Consider the following 17,224-nt stretch of genomic DNA (forward strand, 5'->3'; position numbering starts at 1 on the left):
CCTGCTCGCTGGGTCGCGCCCGCTTTGCGGCGGCTTCGCGTTTGAGCAGCGCCTTCCCCACTCCGTCGCCGCTTCGCGGCGCCACCTCTCCCCCCTCCGGAGGGAGAGGAAGGGTGCCACCGAGCGGAAGGGCGCCGGCTGGAATCGCCTCGCGCCTTTCCTCTCCCCCGTCGATCGGGGAGAGGTGTCGAGCGAAGCTCGACGGAGTGGGGGTCGACTATTCATCAGCCAACACAGAGGATCAGAAGTCCGTCGGCGCGCCGCCTTCGGCGCGGCGCTTATCGACGAAATCGTTGAGCTCTTCGCGAATGGCAGGGTCCATATAGGGCTCCTCGTAGGAAGCAAGGCGCTCCTTCCAGACCTTGTTGGTGCGCTCCAGCGCCGTCGGCGAGCCGGCCTCGGTCCAGGTTTCGAAATTACGCCAGTCGGACACGATCGGCGAATAAAAGGCGGTCTTGTAGCGCTCCTGCGTGTGCTGGGTGCCGAAGAAATGACCGCCCGGTCCGACCGACTGGATGGCGTCGAAGCCGAGAGCATCCTCGGAGAGATCGAGCGGGGTGAGGAATTCCGCCACCATCTGCAGAAGATCGATATCGAGGATGGTCTTTTCGTAGGAGCAGCGCAGGCCGCCTTCCAGCCAGCCGGCGCCATGCATCATCAGGTTGCCGCCGCCCTGGATAGCGCCCCACAACGAGAAGACGCTTTCATAGGCGGCCTGCGCGTCGACCGTGTTGGCCGCGCAGGTGTTCGAGGTGCGATAGGGGATGCTGTAACGGCGGGCGAGCTGACCGCCGACGAGCTGAGCCTTCATGTATTCCGGCGTGCCGAAGGCCGGCGCGCCGGACTTCATGTCGACATTCGAGGTGAAGCCGCCATAGCCGACCGGCGCGCCCTTCCTCACCATCTGCGCGAACGCGATGCCGGAGAGCGCCTCGGCGTTCTGCTGCACCAGCGCTCCGGCGATGGTGACGGGCGCCATGGCGCCCGACAGCGTGAACGGCGTGACGATCACCGCCTGGCCCATGCTGGCCATCTGGACGATGCCTTCCATCATCGGCACGTCGAGCTTGAGCGGCGAATTGGTGTTGATGATGGTGAAGACCGAGGGCTCTTCCATCAGCTGCTCTCGGCTGATGCCGCGCGCGATGCGGGCGATCTCGATGCCGTCGACATTGCGCTCCTTGCCGAGCGAATAGATGTGGAAGACCTTGTCGGTCAGCATGGCGAGGTCGCGGATGCATTCGAGGTGCCGGACCGAAGGATGGATGTCGATCGGTTCGACCGGATAGCCGCCGGTGCATTGCAGGATGTTGTGCATCTGCGCCAGGCGCAGGAAATTGCGATAATCGGCCTGGTTGCCGGGGCGCCGGCCGCGATCGAGGTCGGAGCAATTGGGCGCCGAAGCCATCATCGACAGGATGACATTGTTGCCGCCGAAACGCAGATTGTGTGCCGGATTGCGGGCGTGCAACGTGAATTCCGGCGGGCAGTGCGCAATCAGCTCCAGGATCATGTCGCTGTCGAAGCGGACGCGCTCGCTGCCTTCGCTGACGTCGGCGCCATGCGCCTTCATGATGCGGCGCGCTTCCTCATGCAGCACGTCGACGCCGATTTCCCTCAAAACGCGCAGCGAGGCGAGGTGGATCGATTCCAGCTCGTCGTCGGAGACCAGCTTGGTCGGCGTCAGCGGATTCTTCAGCTGCCGAAAGGGCGGCTGCTCGAAGGCCGCCGATCCGCCAGCGCGCTTCCCCGCACGGCCGCCGCGGCGGGCGCGATCTGTTGCCAATGCCGGTTCGGCGGGATGAAGGGCGGCGGTCATGAGAAGCCTCGTGAGGATGCGAAAGTGGCCGGCATAATGGACCGGCGGCAATGCTGCCGGTGAGGAGGCGGCGACCACTAGGGCGAGGGAAGCGACATGACGGAACGGCAGCCGTCGCCCCGGTCTGCTGACCCAGGTTCGGGGCGACGCTGCTCTTGAATGTTGGCGCGACGAACGCGATGTAGGCAAAGCCCCAGACGCCGGAGACCCGCATGACCAGCACAATGACCAAAACCCAGCCCGAACTGGCGGCCGAGGATCCCTTCCTCTGGCTGGAGGACCGCAATAGCAAGGAGGCGCTCGACTGGGTTCATTGCCAGAATGCGGTGACGGTTGCAGAATTGCAGGGCGACCCTTCCTATCAGGGCGCGTTCGAAACCGCGCTCGACCTGATGACCGCCGAGGACAATATCCCGGTCGGTGCGGCGCTCGCCGGCCATGTCTACAATTTCTGGCAGGACAAGACCAATGCGCTTGGGCTGTGGCGCCGCGCGCCTGTCGCTTCCTACAAGACCGCCAAGCCGGAGTGGGAGACGATCATCGACTTCGACCTGCTCTCGGCCAAGGAAGGCGTGAAATGGGTGTTCGGCGGGGCGAGCCGGCTCTATCCCGATTTCGACCTCTGCCTGCTCTCCATGTCGCCCGACGGCGGCGACGCCAGCGAGATGCGCGAGTTTGACATCGCGACGAAATCCTTCGTCGAGGACGGTTTTCGGGCACCCGCCTCGAAGTCGGGTTTTTCCTGGCTGGACAAGGATACGGTGATCGTCTCGGCGGCTTTCGAGGAGGACGACAAAACGCAGTCAGGCTATCCGCGTGTGATCAAGCTCTGGCGGCGCGGGACGAAGCTGGAGGACGCAACGCCGATCTTCGAAGGCGAGAAGCATCATCTCGCGGTCGGCGGCGGCGTGGAGTTCGACGGCGACAAGAAGCATGTGCTGCTTGGCAAGACGATCGACTTCTTCACCTCGCACAGTTTTCTGCGGCTGGCTTCGGGCGAGAACCGACGCATCCCGCTGCCCGATGACGCCACCGACACGGCGATCTTCAAGGGACAGCTCGTTTTCGGCGTGCGCAGCCCGTGGACGGCGCCGGACGGCACACGCTGCCTGCCCGACGGGCTCTATTCCGTCGATTTCGACCGCTGGATCGAAACCGGTACGTTCGAACCGATCGAGACGCTGCTCAAACCGGAGTACCGCGTTTCCATCGCCGGCCTCGCGAGGACAGAGGACCGCCTGTTCATCAACCTGATGGACAATGTGCGCGGCAAGGTCGTCGTTTGCGATCGCACGGACAAGGGCTGGTCGCTGAAACCGGTCGGCCTGCCCGATAACGGCAATGTCGGCATCAGCCATGCCGAGCATTTCGGCGCAAGCGTCTCGTTCACCTTCACCGATTTCCTGACGCCGAGCTCGATCATCTGGTCGGACGACGATGGCGAGACGCTGACGACCGTGAAGGCGCAGCCGGCGCGGTTCGATGCCTCGCCTTATGTTTCGGAGCAGTTCGAGGCGCGCTCGAAGGACGGCACGATGATCCCGTATTTCGTCGTGCGGCGCCGCGACCAGACAGGGCCGGCACCGGCGCTGCTCTATGGCTATGGCGGCTTCGAAGTGCCGCTCCTGCCAGGCTATGCCGGCATCCGCGGCAGGCTCTGGCTGGACAAGGGCAACGCCTATGTGCAGGCCAATATCCGCGGCGGCGGCGAATTCGGTCCGGCCTGGCATCAGGCCGCTCTCAAGGGTAAGCGCCAGAACGCCTTCGACGATTTCGCGGCGGTGGCCGAGGATGTGGTCAGGCGCGGCATCACCACGGCGGCGCAACTCGGCATCCAGGGCGGCTCGAATGGCGGCCTGCTTACCGGCGTGTCGCTGACGCAGCGGCCCGAGCTGTTCGGCGCCGTCATCATCGATGTGCCGCTGCTCGACATGCTGCGTTACACCGAACTACCGCCGGGCGCGTCCTGGATCGCCGAGTATGGTGATCCCTCGAAGCCGGAGGAGGCAGCCTGGCTCGGCGCCTATTCGCCCTATCAGCATGTCGCCCCGGGCACCGGCTATCCGCCGGTGCTGCTGATGACGTCGACCGCCGACGACCGCGTCCATCCCGGCCACGCGCGCAAGATGGCGGCGCGGCTGCAGGAAGCCGGTCACCGCAGGACGCTGTTCTTCGAAGAAACCGAAGGCGGTCACGGCGGGCGCGGCGACCGCCGGCCGCAAGCGGCACAGACGGCGATGCGCTATGTCTTTCTACAGCGCGCGCTCGCCGGCACAGCTTGAATTTATGGCCATGGGCGGCTTAATGTGCCGCCATGGTCCGTATCAGCACATCAGGCGCCTTCGGGGTCGCGGTGACGCCGTCACCGCGCACGCTACGTGCCGAACTGTTGCGGCTGTGCGCCCGCATCGGCTACTCGCCGCCCCGTTTCCTCTGACGAATCCGCCCCGGCTTCTGCCGGATTGGTTCCAGAGGAAAGATCAAATCCATGACCTATCAGAACTATTCGCTGAAGCAGCTTCAGCAAATCGATGCCGCGCATCACCTTCATCCCTTCACCGACCACAAGGAACTGCGCGAGATCGGCTCGCGCATCATCACCCGCGCCGACGGTCCGTTCATCTACGATTCCGAAGGAACGGAGATCCTCGACGGCATGGCGGGCCTTTGGTGCGTCAATATCGGCTATGGCCGTGACGAGCTGGCCGACGCCGCTTATGCGCAGATGAAGGAACTGCCTTACTACAATTCCTTCTTCAAATGCTCGACGCCGACGCCGGTGCTTTTGTCGAAGAAGCTGGCGGAGCTGGCGCCCAAGCATGTCAGCCAGGTCTTTTACGGCTCGTCCGGCTCGGAGGCGAACGACACGGCGCTTCGGCTCGTGCGCCACTATTGGGCGTTGGAAGGCAAGCCGGAGAAGAACCGCATCATCTCGCGCAAGATGGCCTACCACGGCTCGACCATCGCCGGCACCTCGCTCGGCGGCATGGAGCCGATGCACAAGCAGCTCGGCGGCGCGGTGCCCAACATCGTCCATGTGATGATGCCCTATGCCTATGAGCTCGCGCTGCCCGGCGAAAGCGACCATGATTTCGGCATACGCGCGGCCAAGGCGGTGGAGGACGCCATCCTCGAAGCCGGCGCCGACAAGGTTGCCGCCTTCATCGGCGAGCCGGTGATGGGTGCGGGCGGGGTGAAAATCCCGCCGATGAGCTACTGGCCGGAAGTGCAGCGCATCTGCCGCAAATACGATGTGCTTTTGATGCTCGACGAAGTGATCACCGGCTATGGCCGCACCGGCGAATGGTTCGCGGCGCAGACCTTCGATGTGGAACCCGACACCATCACCACGGCGAAGGCGCTCACCTCCGGCTACCAGCCGCTGTCGGCGCTGCTGGTCGGCGACCGCATCAGCAAGACGCTGGTCGAGAAGGGCGGCGAGTTCTATCACGGCTACACCTATTCCGGTCATCCGGTGGCCTGCGCGGTGGCGCTGAAGAACCTCGAGATCATCGAGCGGGAAGGCCTGGTCGACCGGGTCAGGACCGACACCGGTCCCTATTTCGCGCAGGCGCTGCAGGAGCGCATCGCCGGCCACAGGCTGGTCGGCGAAGTGCGCTCGATCGGCCTGATGGGGGCGATCGAGATCGTCAAGGACAAGGCGACCAAGGAACGCTACCTGCCGTCGGGCAGCGCCGCCGTGGTCGTCCGCGACCATGCGATTGCGCAAGGCATGATGCTGCGCGCCACGGGCGACACGATGATTTTGTCGCCGCCGCTCATCTGGACGCGCGAGACCATCGACATGGCTTGCGAGCGCATCGCCAAGGCGCTCGACCTTGCCGATGCGGATCTGCGGAAGCGTTGAACGAAGCGGGTCGTCTCGTCGTCATCCTGGGGCGGAGCAAGGAGCGTAGCGACGAGCGCAGACCCCAGGATCCATGCCGTGACCTCGACTGAGGGGTGCAGCGCTGCAGAGTTCTGCGCCATTGCACCGCTTCGAAGTCACGGCATGGATTCCAGGGTCTCCGCGACGGAGCTTCGCTCCCGCTGCGCCCTGGAATGACGAGGTGAAGGGGCATTGCATAAACGCAAAAACCGCGCCCCAACGGGAACGCGGCTTTGCCAGATACGCATGGCGCTTCGCTACGAGAGACTTGCGAAACTTACGGGCTCCGGTACGCGAGACCTGATCCGGAGCGCCGGGCGGTTGCGATGTCCGCCTCGCAGTCCGTTTTAAAGGCACATCGTTACCGGTGCGTTATCGAGAGCTTAAGCAAATCTAAATTTGCCGGCTTTGCGTCGAAAAAATCCGCTGATAAGCCTTTGAAAGCAGTGGTTTAGATTTTATCGCCGCGCAGGAAATTAATAATGCCGGAAAAATCGACTCCGGCATTTCCTTGCGCGTTGAACAGCGCGTAGAGCTGCGTCGCCTCGGCGCCCAGAGGCGTCACCGCGCCGGCACTTTGCGCGGCTTCCTGCGACAGTTTCAGGTCCTTCAGCATCAGCGCTGCGGCAAAGCCTGGCTTGTAGTCGCGGTTTGCAGGAGATGCCGGAACAGGACCGGGCACCGGGCAGTAGGTGGTGAGCGACCAGCACTGGCCGGAAGAGGTGGAGGCGACGTCGAACAGCGCCTGATGCGAGAGGCCGAGCTTTTCGGCAAGCACGAAGGCTTCGGCGACGCCGATCATCGAGATGCCGAGGATCATGTTGTTGCAGATCTTGGCGGCCTGGCCGGCGCCGTCGCCGCCGCAATGGACGATGCGGCCGGCCATCGGCTTCAGGATCGGCTCGGCGGCGGCGAAAGCCGCGTCGGAACCGCCGGCCATGAAGGTCAGCGTGCCTGCGGCGGCGCCACCGGTGCCGCCGGAGACCGGGGCGTCGATCGAGGGCAGGTCATGCCTGGCGGCAATCGCATGCGCCTTGCGGGCCGATTCGACATCGATGGTCGAGGAATCGATGAGCAACGCGCCTTTCTTCGCCTTGGGCGCGATGTCCTCGTAAACCGACAGCACATGCTTGCCGGCCGGCAGCATGGTGATCACCACATCGGCGTCCTTCACCGCGGCGATGGCATTGGCCATGACGGTGACGCCATGCTCTTTCGCGACGGTGAGGTTCTCCGGAACTAGATCGAAGCCGTTAACAATGTGCCCCGCCTTTACGAGGTTGGCAGCCATAGGGTTGCCCATATTGCCGAGGCCGATGAAGGCAATAGTGGTCATCGTTGTTTCTCCGGACTCTTCGCCTTCAGCGGCCTATCAGCGCGCGCGCGATGATGACGCGCATGATCTCGTTGGTGCCTTCGAGGATCTGGTGGACGCGCAGGTCGCGCACCAGCTTCTCGATGCCGTAGTCATGCAGATAGCCGTAGCCGCCATGCAGCTGCAGCGCCTCATTGGCGACGTCGAAGCCGATGTCGGTGACGAAGCGCTTGGCCATCGCCGACCATTTGCCGGCATCCGGCGCCTTGCGGTCGAGCTTCGAGGCGGCGGCGTAGAGGAAGATGCGCGCCGCCTGCAGCTCGGTCTCCATATCGGCCAACCTGAACTGCAATGCCTGGAACTGGTTGATCTTGGAGCCGAACGCGTTGCGCTCGGCGGTGTAGGCAAGCGTCTTGTCGAGCGCCGACTGCGCGCCGCCCAGCGAGCAGGCGGCGATGTTGAGCCGGCCGCCGTCGAGCCCGGCCATGGCGATGCCGAAGCCGGCGCCTTCGGCGGCAAGCAGGTTCTCGGCAGGCACCTTGCAATCCTCGAAGATGACCTGGCGGGTCGACTGCATGTGCCAGCCCATCTTGTGCTCGTTGGCGCCGAAGGTGAGGCCCGGCACATCCTTGGGCACGACGAAGGTCGAGATGCCTTTCGGCCCGTCGCCGCCTGTTCGCGCCATCACGACATAGAGGTCGCTGTCGCCGGCTCCGGAAATGAACTGCTTGGCGCCATTGAGCACATAGTCGCCGCCGGTCTTCACCGCCCGCGTCTTCAGCGCGGCGGCATCCGAGCCGGAGCCGGGTTCGGTCAGGCAATAACTCGCCAGCCATTCCATCGAGGTCAGCTTCGGCAGGAAGCGTTGGCGCTGCTCGTCGCTGCCGAAGCGGTCGATCATCGAGGCCGCCATGTTGTGGATCGAGATGAAGGACGAGAAGGCCGGATCGGCGCGGGCAAGCGCCTCGAAGATCAGCACCGCATCGAGGCGGCCGAGCGCCGAGCCGCCGACATCGTCCTTGATATAGATGCCGCCGAGGCCGAGCGGCCCGGTCTCGCGGATCACATCGGCGGGAAAGTGCTTCGCCCGGTCCCAATCGAGCGCGTTCGGCGCGACGCGGTCGGCCGCGAAGGCCTCAGCCATCTCCTTTATGGCGCGCTGTTCCTCGGTGAGTTCGAATTGGCCAGTGCCCGCATCGACTGCCGCGTCCATGGCGTGCTCCCTGTCATTTCAGACCTTGTGGCCCGTCGTTTTTGGCTTTGCGCGCCGTTCAATCTAGACCAATGATGCCGCCGCGCAACCCGGCCCCCTGCGGACCGGCTGTGCATGGATTGATCAACGGAGCCTTGCGTGCCGACAATTTTCGACCAGTTGCTGGAGCGGTTCCACTTCTATCTCGCCGGTGTCGGCAGCGATCTGGTCGCGGACGCCGTCGCACGCATCAGTTGGAACATGCCGGCTCGTACGCTCGAACCGCGCGCGCTCGGTTGTCTTCGCCATCTCGATCGCATCGCCGAGCTTGCGCAGCCTCACAGCAAGCCGTTGGCGCGGTTCGTTGCCGATCATCGAGACGAGTTGCGCTGGGGGCAGACCTATACGGCCAGTGATTTCGGCCAAGCCTTCATCGACAATTACGGTTGGCTGGAGGCGTTCGGCACGCGCGGGCACTTCGTCAATGATGAGGTCGCGGCCGGCCTGCTGATCCTGGGGCCCGGCATCGTCTATCCCGACCATCACCACGTCGCCGAAGAGATCTATATTCCGCTGACCGACGGCACCGAATGGCGCATGGGCGAGGGGGACTTCCACGTTCGTGCGGGCGGCGAGGTCATTCACCACGCGTCCAACGTCAGCCACGCCATGCGCACGGGCAAGGAACCGCTCATGGCGCTCTATATTTGGCGTGGCGGACCGCTGGCGCAGAAATCGACGATCGGCTCGGAGGGCAGCAACTGATGGCAAAAGCGATCATGCTGCAAGGCACCGGCTCCGATGTTGGAAAGACTGTGCTGGTGGCGGGGCTCTGTCGTGCCGCCCAAAAGCGGGGCCTGAAGGTCAGGCCGTTCAAGCCGCAGAATATGTCGAACAACGCCGCCGTCGCCGATATCCCCGGCGACAGCAATGCCGGCGGCGAGATCGGCCGCGGGCAATGGCTGCAGGCGCTGGCCTGCGGGGTCCGGCCGACCGTGCACATGAACCCGGTGCTGCTCAAGCCGCAGAGCGACATCGGCTCGCAAGTGGTGGTGCAGGGCAAGGTGTTCGGCGAGGCGCGGGCGCACGACTATCAGGCGATGAAGGCACGGCTGATGGACGCGGTGCTCGATTCCTGGGCGAAGGTCGGCGAGGGCGCCGATCTGGTCATCGTCGAAGGCGCCGGCTCGCCGGCCGAGATCAATCTGAGGAGCCGCGACATCGCCAATATGGGCTTTGCGACGCGCGCCAACGTGCCGGTGGTTCTGGTCGGCGACATCGATCGTGGCGGCGTCATCGCCTCCGTCGCCGGCACGCATCTGATCCTGCCGGAGGAAGACCGGCGCATGATTGCCGGCTACCTCATCAACAAGTTCCGCGGCGATGTCTCGCTGTTCGACGATGGCATAAGCGCGATCGAGAAATTCACCGGCTGGCCGTGCTTCGGTGTCGTGCCATGGCTGAAGGCTGCCGCGCGCCTGCCTTCAGAAGATTCAGTCGTGCTCGAGCGCCTCGCTTCCGGCGAGAAGCGGGCGCTGAAGGTGGCGGTGCCGATGCTGGCGCGCATCGCCAATTTCGACGATCTCGATCCGCTCAAGGCCGAGCCGCAGGTCGAGGTGGTGTTCGTGCCGCCGGGCAAGAAGCTGCCGGAGAACGCCGGCCTAGTGGTCATACCCGGCTCGAAGTCGACGATCGGCGACCTTCTGAAATTCCGCGAGAATGGCTGGGATCGCGACCTCGTCGCCCATTGCAAGCGCGGTGGCCATGTCGTCGGCATCTGTGGCGGCTATCAGATGCTCGGCCGCGTGGTGCGCGATCCAGACGGTATCGAGGGCATCGTCACCGAGACTGAAGGCCTTGGCCTGCTCGACATCGAAACGGTGATGGAACCGGAAAAAACGGTGCGCAATTCAAGCGCCCATTCGGTGCAGTTCGGCCTGCCGCTCGAAGGCTACGAAATCCATCTCGGCCGCACCACCGGTCCGGACACGGCGCGGCCGTCGGCGATCATCAACGGCGTCGAGGACGGTGCCATCTCCGCCGACGGCAAGGTGATCGGCACCTATCTGCACGGGCTGTTTTCGGCGAATGCCTTCCGCGCCGCTTATCTCGAGAGCCTTGGCGTCAGAAGCGGCGGCGTCGACTACCGCGCCGAGGTCGAAAAGGCGCTGGACGAGGTCGCGGCCGAGCTGGAAGCGCATCTCGACTGTGGTGCGATTTTTGCGTTGGCGCGATAGGTCTGTTCCGCTGCACGGAAGCTGGGCTGGCCGCATGTGCCCCGAGCATAGAGCGTCTTGGCGGTTATCCGAGCCATCTATGCGGTCGTCATTCTATGGCGGAGCAAGGAGCGAAGCGACGCGTGCAGACCATAGAATCCATTCCGTGACGTCGAGGCGTTGCAGCCGTGCAGAATTCTGCTCTGCTGCGCCCTTCGATCGAGGTCACGGAATGGATCCTCGGGTCTCCGCGACGGAGCTTCGCTCCTGCTCCGCCCGTGGATGACGAAGTTCAGGCGCTGTCGCCAATCCCCAACGTCAGCGAGACGTCCTAACCCGTCTCCCCGGCCTTCGGCCAATAGGTGCCGAAGGACCAGACATTGCCTTCCGGGTCGAGGCAGATGAACTCGCGGCTGCCATAGTCGCGGTCGACCAGTTCCTGAATGATCTTGGCGCCGGCCTTCTTGGCTTTGGCATAGGCGGCGTCGGCGTCATCGACGGCAATGTAGATCGACTTGCCGCCACTACCGCCCGGCTCGCCGACCATCTTGCCGTAGTCGTCGTCGCGGGCCGTGCCGAGCATGATCATCGAGGAACCGAAGGTCAGCTCGGCGTGATGGACGAGGTCGCCCTCGCCATAGCGGGCGCGCACTTCGAAACCGAAGGCGTCGCATAGCCAGTCGATGATCTTGGCCGCGTTCCTGTAGCGCAGGGCAGGATAGATACGGGGGGCTTCGGCTGCCGTTGGCATGACAATCTCCTGTGCCGGTTGATGAAAGCCAGTCTTAGCCAAGGCTGTTTCCGCGTCTTGAAGAAATGTTACCTCGCCGAGGCGAGCGCTTATGCCAGCGCGGCGAGCGCGGTTGGCGTTTCGCCGGCGAACTGGGGGAATTCGCGCACCAGGTGCGCCTGGTCGGCATAGCCGCAATCGGCGGCGATGCCGGCCCAGTCGTCTTCCTGCCGCTTCGACAGCGAGAGCGCGTGGTTGAAGCGCACGATGCGCGACAGTGTCTTCGGGCCTATGCCGATCGCGTCGGAGAATTTGGCCGCCAGATGCTTGCGGCTCCAGCCGATCTCTGCGGCAAGCGCCGAAATGCGGGTGCGGCCGCCCGATGCGATGACCGTCCGGTAGGCCCAGGCGACTTCGGGCGAAAGCGGATTCGCCTCGGCAAGCCGGCTGGTCACGAACCCCTCGGCAATTGCGAAGCGTGCGTCCCAGTTCCGCGCTTCGCCCAGCCGTTCGCGCAAGGCGATGCCTTCGAAGCCCAGCGCATCGTCGAGGTCGACCATGCGGTCCTTGAACTCGCTCATCGGCAGGCCGAAGAATTGCCTGGCGCCGAGCGGGGTGAAATTGACCTGAACGCAGCAGGCGCCGCCGAAGGATTCGATCACGACAGGACCGGCATAGAGGCCGGCGGCGAAGCTGGCGAAACGGTCATTGTCGCCGGGATCGCGGCCGAGTCCGATGGCGAAGGCCTCGGCAAAACTGATCACCAATGGCACGGTGAGCGAGGCATATTCGACGATGCGGAAATGGCCGGGCCATATCTCCCGATAGCCGCAGATATCGGTGACAATGCCCGCCAGCAAGGCGGTGGGCTTACGCCGAACCATCTCGAAATGGAGGGCGGGAGAGCGATTGTCCTGCCGATGGCGCTCTGTCTCGTCGGACATGGCTCAAGCCTACCAGACCTTGCCTTCGAATCAAAAGCGCCCGGGCAGAGCCGGGCGCTTCGAGTTGCTGAGATCTGCCAGCCTTTATGCACCGCGCATCAGGCAGCCGGCGGCAAGCACGATATAGGCGATGAGCATGATCCAAACCGCCGCGAGAGGAATGAACGCAAGAAGGCCAAGAGCGGCGAGAAGGCCGATGATGGCGATGACCAACGAAACAATGAACACGATCTGGGTGGGCGCACTGAGATTCATGTCTGGTCCCTCCAACATGATTCGCAACACTCGAATTCTACCAGCAGGACTGTCACACACCAATTAGCTGGCGTAGGGGATTGGCCGGGTCGGCAAGCAGCTTTATCGCCAGCGCCACGCAAACGATCACCAGCAGCGGCTTGATCAGTTTGGCGCCGATCCTGATGGCGAGGCTGGCGCCGACGCGTGCGCCGAGAAACTGCGCCACGCCCATCATCAGACCGATCTTCCAGTAAACGACGCCGACAGCGGCGAAGACGACGAAGCCGCCTATGTTGGAGGCGAAGTTGAGCAGCTTGGTGTGTGCCGTCGCCTTGAGCACGCCGTAACCGGCGAGCGCGACGAAGGCCAGCATGAGAAACGAACCCGTCCCCGGGCCGAACAGGCCGTCATAGAAGCCAATCGCCGGTACGATCGTCAGGCCGAACAGAAACGGAGACAGGCGCTCGGCACGATCGACATCGCCCATGTTGGGCTTGAACGCAAAATAGAGAGCAATGGCGATCAGCAGGACCGGCAACAGAGCGCGCAGGAAATCGCCGGGCACGACCGTCGCCAGCAGGGCGCCGATGGCGCCGCCTACGAGCGCCAGCAGCGCGGAGGGGAGCTGGCGACGCAGATCGACCTGACCGTTCGCGGCATAATGGATGGTGGCCGAGCCGGAGCCGAACATGCCCTGCAGCTTATTGGTGCCGAGTGCCGCGACCGGTGAGAAGCCCGCGAGAAGCAGCGCCGGAATCGTGATCAAGCCGCCGCCGCCAGCGATCGAATCGACAAAGCCCGCGGCGAAAGCGGCGGCGATCAGTATGAAGACGGACTGCAGGGTAAGGTCGATCATCGGGCTGGGGGGCGAGGCGAGGAGGGAGCCGCAGCTTCCATCACGCTTGCCCAGTTTGCGCAAGACCGATTCCACGCTAACAATCAGGCGGAATCGCAAAGGGGAGGCTGATGGCGATGGCGCTGCTCGATCAGATACGCTCGATCTTCGACGGCGACCCGGGCGTGCGCAAGGTGGCGGACGATCCGGTGCTGTCGGCGGAGCTTTTGATGCTGTTCCGCATGATCCTGGCCGACGGCTCGGTCTCCGAGAGCGAAATGGCAGCCTTCCGGCGCATCTGCAAGGAAGTCTTCGGTATTCAGGAATCCTCGATCGACAGCGTCATCGAATATCTCAACGATTACGGCTACGAGACCAACGGCTCGCAGGCGATCGCGCTGTTCCGCGACCTCGACGTCGAGCGGCGCAAGCTGCTCGCGCGCCACATGGCCGAGATCGCCAAGGCCGATTCCAAGCTCGCCGAGAGCGAGGTCAAGCTTCTGCGCCGCACGCTCGACCTGCTCGACATCAGCCCAGTCGATCTGGTCAAGCCGGAAAGCTGAGCGCGAACCGGCTGCTCAACCCTGTTCATGCATGCGCCGCGCGATCGCGCGGTGAAGGTCTGGCGCCGCCGCGACCAACGCCTGAGCCGATTCAGAGCGAGGATTGTCGAGCACATCGCTGGTCCGGCCGCGCTCGACGATCTTGCCTTCATGCATGACCAGCACTTCATCCGACATGGCGCGGGCAACCGTCAGGTCGTGGGTGATGAAGAGATAGGCGATGCCGAGTTTCTGGTTGAGCTCGGCGAAAAGGTCGAGGATCTGGGCGCGGATCGAGACGTCCAGCGCCGAGACCGGCTCGTCGGCCACCACCAGCTTTGGGCGGGTGATGATGGCGCGGGCGATCGACAGGCGCTGGCGCTGACCGCCCGAGAATTCATGCGGGTACTTATCCATGTCGCGTGGGCCAAGCCCGACCTCATGCAGCGCATTCGCGACAATCTCGCGGCGCTCGGCCCGGGCCGGCTGTTTTTCCAGAAGGTGCAGCGGTTCGGCCACCAGCTTCTCGACCTTCTGGCGCGGGTCGAAAGAGCCGTAGGGGTCCTGGAAAACCACCTGCAAGTCACGCCGGGCCGGCTTCAGCGCCGCCTCCGCCTTACCGGTGATGGTCTCGCCGCGAAAGCGGATCGCGCCCGCCGTCGGCCTGTCCAGCGCCAGGATCATGCGGGCGAGGGTGGATTTGCCGCAGCCGGAGCGTCCGACGAGCGCAACAGACTGGGCGGGTTCGATAGTCAGCGAGACGTCGTCGACGGCGCGGACCGGCTCCGCTGGTCGGAACAGGGATTTGCGCCGGCCCGGATAATCGCGGCTGACGTTTTCGACCTCGAGCAGCGGCTTTGCCGAGCCGGCAAGATGGGTCTTAGGCCGCGCCGGCACGTGCATGGAAGCCAGGGCCAGCTCGCGGGTGTAGGGGTGAAGCTGCGCCGACAGCGTGCGCGCGGTATCGCCGGCCTCCATCACCTCGCCTTGCCGCAGGATGGTCAGGCGATCGGCCATCTCGGTCACCACCGCGAGGTCGTGCGAGATGAGCAGCAGGCCCATGCGGTTTTCGCGCACGAGATCACGCAACAAGTCGAGAATCTGCGCCTGCAGCACAACGTCGAGCGCCGTCGTCGGCTCGTCGGCGATCAGGAGCTTCGGCTTCAGCGCGCAGGCAATCGCAATGACGACGCGCTGGCGCTGGCCGCCGGAGAGTTCGTGCGGGTAGCGCGACAGCGGGAACTTTGTCCCCGGCAAGCCGACCCGGTCGAGCATTTTTCGCGCCCGTTCCTCGGCTTCGGCGCGGCTCGTCTTGGTGTGCCAGCGGATGCCCTCGGCCACCTGCTCGCCGATCGTCTTGACCGGATTGAGCGCCGTCATCGGCTCCTGGAAGACCATGCCGATGTCGTCGCCGCGCAGCGCGCACATCTGGTCCTCGCTCGCGGCCAGGAGGTCGATGCCATCGAAAGTGACGCGTCCGCTGGTGCGCGCCAGATGCGGCAGAAGGCGCATGACGGTCAGCGCCGTCATCGACTTGCCGGAGCCGGATTCGCCGACCAGGCCGACCACCTCGCCGGGCGCGATTGCGAGCCCGACCTCCTTCAGGATCGGCGTCTTGCCGATGGCCAGCGACAGGTTCTCGATCTCGAGCAGGCTCATCGCTGCCGCCGCGATTTCGGATCGAGGATGTCGGCGATGCCGTCGCCGAGCAGATTGAGCCCAAGCACGGTGACGACGATCGCCATGCCGGGAAAGATCGCCATCCAGGGCGCCGTCACCATGCGCGTCTGGGCGTCGAACAGCATGCGCCCCCAGCTCGGCATCGGCGGTTGCGCGCCGAGACCAACGTAGGAGAGGCCGGCTTCGGCAAGGATGCCGAGCGCAAACTGGATCGTGCCCTGGACCAGCAGCAGCGTCGCGATGTTGGGCAGGATGTGCTCGATGGTGATATGCGTCATGCCCTTGCCGGCGGCGCGCGCAGCGAGGATGAACTCGCGCGGCCAGATCGCCAGGCCACCCGCGCGAGCGACGCGGGCAAAGACTGGGACGTTGAAGATGCCGATGGCGATGATGGCGTTGACGGCGCCGGGGCCGAAGATGGCGGTGATCATGATCGCCGAGAGCAGCGCAGGGAAGGCGAAGACGAGATCGTTGACGCGCATCAGCGCCTCGTCGGCAATGCCGCCGCGCGCGGCGGCGAAAGCGCCGAGCGGCACGCCGACGCCTATGCCGATGCCGACCGCCACCAGTGCCACGGCGATCGAGTTGCGGGCGCCGACCATGATCATCGACAGGATGTCGCGACCGAAGTGATCGGTGCCGAACCAGTGCGCCAGCGACGGCGCCTGCGTCTTGTCGGCGATCACCAGCTTGGTCACGTCATAGGGCGTCCAGACGAAGGACAGCAGCGCGACCGCGGCTACGATCAGGGTGATCGCGAAGCCGATCAGGAACGAGCGGTTGCGGAAGGCTTTGGCCAGAGCCCCGGCAAGGGTTTCCTCGGGCAACTCAACGCGCATCGTCATTGCCGGCCTCTCAGCCGCGGATCGACGACGGCATAGGAGAAGTCGACCAGCAGGTTGACGGCGATCACGGCGGCGACCAAGAGCATCACGACGCTCTCGACGACGATCAGGTCGCGCTGGGTGATGGCCTGGAACACCAGCCGGCCGAGACCAGGCAGATAGAAGACATTCTCGATGATGATGGTGCCGGCGAGCAGGAAGGCGAATTGCAGGCCGAGGATGGTGAGCACCGGGATCATGGCATTGCGCAGCGCGTGGCGCCAGAGCACGGCGCGGTAGGGCAGGCCCTTGGCGCGGGCGGTGCGGATATAGTCTTCGCTGAGCACCTCGATCAGTGCCGAGCGGGCGACCCGCGCGAGGATCGCCGCTTGCGGCAGGGCCAACGCCAAGGCAGGCAGCAGCAGCGACTTCAGCGCCGGCCAGATGCCGGCGCTCCAGCCGGGAAAGCCGCCGGCCGGCACCAGCCGCAGCCACACGGCGAAGAGGTAGATCAGCATCAGGGCGAACCAAAAGTTCGGCACGGCGACGCCGAGCTGCGCCGCACCCATCGCAAGCGCGTCGCCGGCCCGCCCCTGCCGGCTGGCCGAAAACACGCCGACCGGAATGGCTATGACGGTCGAGAGCGTCAGCGCGACCAGCGCCAGCGGCAGGGAAACGACGACGCGCTCACGCACAAGGTCAATGACGGGAACCGAGTAGGTATAGGAGCGACCGAAATCGAGGCTGAGCAGCCCGCCCGCCCAGTGCAGGTAGCGCAGGACAAGCGGCGCATTCAGCCCCATCTGGTCGCGCAGCAGCTCGACCTGCTCGGTGCTGGCGTTGAAGCCCAGCATCAGGCGCGCGGGATCGCCGGGCAGGATCTCCATCACGGCGAACACCACCATCGAGGCCAACACCAGCGTGATGGCCGCGATGATGAGACGCTTGAGGAGGTAGGCGGTCATGGGAGGTGGTGCCGCGCGACGGCTGGAGTGCAAGTT

The 17,224-nt window shown here is 64.6% G+C and carries 15 protein-coding genes; 5 read left to right on the forward strand and 10 right to left on the reverse strand.

Annotation, left to right across the window (positions count from 1 at the left end; translation table 11 throughout):
- Nucleotides 1-241: 241 nt before the first annotated feature.
- Nucleotides 242-1,819 carry a trimethylamine methyltransferase family protein gene (locus tag QAZ47_RS17695; RefSeq protein ID WP_278202022.1) on the reverse strand — a complete coding sequence of 526 codons (1,578 nt, stop codon included), beginning with the start codon at nt 1,817-1,819 and terminating at the stop codon, nt 242-244.
- A 212-nt stretch (nt 1,820-2,031) separates the two neighbouring features.
- On the opposite strand from QAZ47_RS17695, the gene QAZ47_RS17700 reads away from it, so the two are divergent.
- Both QAZ47_RS17700 and QAZ47_RS17705 read left to right on the forward strand, forming a co-directional pair.
- Nucleotides 2,032-4,101, forward strand: a complete 2,070-nt coding sequence (locus tag QAZ47_RS17700; protein WP_278230207.1) for a prolyl oligopeptidase family protein — start codon at nt 2,032-2,034, stop codon at nt 4,099-4,101.
- 206 nt (nt 4,102-4,307) lie between these two features.
- Nucleotides 4,308-5,687, forward strand: coding sequence for an aspartate aminotransferase family protein (locus tag QAZ47_RS17705; RefSeq protein ID WP_278230208.1), 1,380 nt, complete (start codon nt 4,308-4,310; stop codon nt 5,685-5,687).
- Between the two features lie 472 nt (nt 5,688-6,159).
- Here QAZ47_RS17705 and mmsB read toward each other — a convergent pair whose 3' ends face one another.
- Together mmsB and QAZ47_RS17715 are read right to left on the reverse strand one after the other, a co-directional pair.
- The gene (gene mmsB, locus QAZ47_RS17710; RefSeq protein ID WP_278230209.1) at nt 6,160-7,044 is read right to left on the reverse strand and encodes a 3-hydroxyisobutyrate dehydrogenase; all 885 of its coding nucleotides are present in this window, start codon (nt 7,042-7,044) and stop codon (nt 6,160-6,162) included.
- Between the two features lie 25 nt (nt 7,045-7,069).
- Entirely contained in the window at nt 7,070-8,236 is a 1,167-nt protein-coding gene (locus QAZ47_RS17715; protein ID WP_278230211.1) for an isobutyryl-CoA dehydrogenase, read from the reverse strand.
- A 138-nt stretch (nt 8,237-8,374) separates the two neighbouring features.
- Between QAZ47_RS17715 and QAZ47_RS17720 the strand changes: the two genes are divergently transcribed.
- Both QAZ47_RS17720 and QAZ47_RS17725 read left to right on the forward strand, forming a co-directional pair.
- Complete coding sequence (locus tag QAZ47_RS17720) at nt 8,375-8,980, forward strand: dimethylsulfonioproprionate lyase family protein (protein ID WP_278230212.1); 606 nt, start codon at nt 8,375-8,377, stop codon at nt 8,978-8,980.
- Entirely contained in the window at nt 8,980-10,452 is a 1,473-nt protein-coding gene (locus QAZ47_RS17725) for a cobyric acid synthase (protein ID WP_278230213.1), read from the forward strand. Before QAZ47_RS17720 ends, QAZ47_RS17725 begins: the two co-directional genes overlap by 1 nt.
- 310 nt (nt 10,453-10,762) lie before the next feature.
- Here the strand turns inward: QAZ47_RS17725 and QAZ47_RS17730 are convergent, their stop codons facing one another.
- The 4 genes from QAZ47_RS17730 to QAZ47_RS17745 form a co-directional block, all read right to left on the reverse strand.
- A complete protein-coding gene (locus tag QAZ47_RS17730) occupies nt 10,763-11,182 on the reverse strand; it encodes a VOC family protein (RefSeq protein WP_278230214.1) in 420 nt (139 codons plus the stop codon).
- Nucleotides 11,183-11,271: 89 nt separating this feature from the next.
- Nucleotides 11,272-12,105 (reverse strand): AraC family transcriptional regulator, encoded by an 834-nt coding sequence (locus tag QAZ47_RS17735; RefSeq protein WP_278230215.1) that lies wholly within the window; start codon nt 12,103-12,105, stop codon nt 11,272-11,274.
- An 84-nt stretch (nt 12,106-12,189) separates the two neighbouring features.
- The gene (locus QAZ47_RS17740) at nt 12,190-12,360 is read right to left on the reverse strand and encodes a hypothetical protein (RefSeq protein ID WP_278202032.1); all 171 of its coding nucleotides are present in this window, start codon (nt 12,358-12,360) and stop codon (nt 12,190-12,192) included.
- A 52-nt stretch (nt 12,361-12,412) separates the two neighbouring features.
- Nucleotides 12,413-13,198, reverse strand: a complete 786-nt coding sequence (locus QAZ47_RS17745; RefSeq protein ID WP_278073057.1) for a TSUP family transporter — start codon at nt 13,196-13,198, stop codon at nt 12,413-12,415.
- A 110-nt stretch (nt 13,199-13,308) separates the two neighbouring features.
- Here QAZ47_RS17745 and QAZ47_RS17750 point away from each other — a divergent pair, with 110 nt between their 5' ends.
- Nucleotides 13,309-13,740, forward strand: a complete 432-nt coding sequence (locus QAZ47_RS17750) for a TerB family tellurite resistance protein (RefSeq protein ID WP_278230216.1) — start codon at nt 13,309-13,311, stop codon at nt 13,738-13,740.
- A gap of 15 nt (nt 13,741-13,755) precedes the next feature.
- On the opposite strand, the gene QAZ47_RS17755 is transcribed toward QAZ47_RS17750, so the two are convergent.
- Genes QAZ47_RS17755 through QAZ47_RS17765 form a run of 3 tightly spaced genes read right to left on the reverse strand, consistent with a single transcriptional unit; the run spans nt 13,756 to nt 17,188 of the window.
- Entirely contained in the window at nt 13,756-15,378 is a 1,623-nt protein-coding gene (locus QAZ47_RS17755) for a dipeptide ABC transporter ATP-binding protein (protein WP_278230217.1), read from the reverse strand.
- Nucleotides 15,375-16,244, reverse strand: coding sequence for an ABC transporter permease (locus QAZ47_RS17760; protein WP_278230218.1), 870 nt, complete (start codon nt 16,242-16,244; stop codon nt 15,375-15,377). The genes QAZ47_RS17755 and QAZ47_RS17760 overlap by 4 nt, the downstream gene beginning before the upstream one ends.
- The gene (locus QAZ47_RS17765; protein WP_278230220.1) at nt 16,241-17,188 is read right to left on the reverse strand and encodes an ABC transporter permease; all 948 of its coding nucleotides are present in this window, start codon (nt 17,186-17,188) and stop codon (nt 16,241-16,243) included. Before QAZ47_RS17765 ends, QAZ47_RS17760 begins: the two co-directional genes overlap by 4 nt.
- Between the last annotated feature and the right edge of the window lie 36 nt (nt 17,189-17,224).

This window comes from Mesorhizobium sp. WSM4904 (genome assembly GCF_029674545.1).
In the GTDB taxonomy this organism is placed as follows: domain Bacteria; phylum Pseudomonadota; class Alphaproteobacteria; order Rhizobiales; family Rhizobiaceae; genus Mesorhizobium.